Below are 254 nucleotides of genomic sequence, written 5' to 3'. Positions count from 1 at the left end.
ACTGCAACTTACCCCGATTATTGAGTGGATTGAAAAGTTGATCGGTCATCAGTTCCTCTCCAGCGATATCTATTTTATTGATTTCCTGCCATCGGAATTGCACTGGCTGGACGTCTTCTACGTACTGGTCACAGCATTGTTGCTGAGTCTTTTGGCAAGTTGGTATCCGGCGCGGCGCGCCAGTAATATTGACCCTGCGCGAGTCCTTAGCGGCCAGTAAAGGCAGTACATTAAAACAAGGAGCGGCAATGTAT

Annotated in this window: 1 protein-coding gene; it reads left to right on the top strand. The window is 48.0% G+C overall.

The features are described 5' to 3' along the window. A partial coding sequence (locus SB764_RS42610; RefSeq protein WP_410867123.1) for an FtsX-like permease family protein occupies positions 1-220 on the top strand: 220 nt, incomplete at its 5' end. Positions 221-254 lie beyond the last annotated feature (34 nt).

The sequence above is a fragment of the Paraburkholderia sp. SIMBA_027 genome (assembly GCF_046535315.1).
Taxonomy (GTDB): domain Bacteria; phylum Pseudomonadota; class Gammaproteobacteria; order Burkholderiales; family Burkholderiaceae; genus Paraburkholderia; species Paraburkholderia tropica.
Note: the sequence above shows the minus strand (reverse complement) of the source record. Positions and strands in the feature narration are given on the sequence as shown.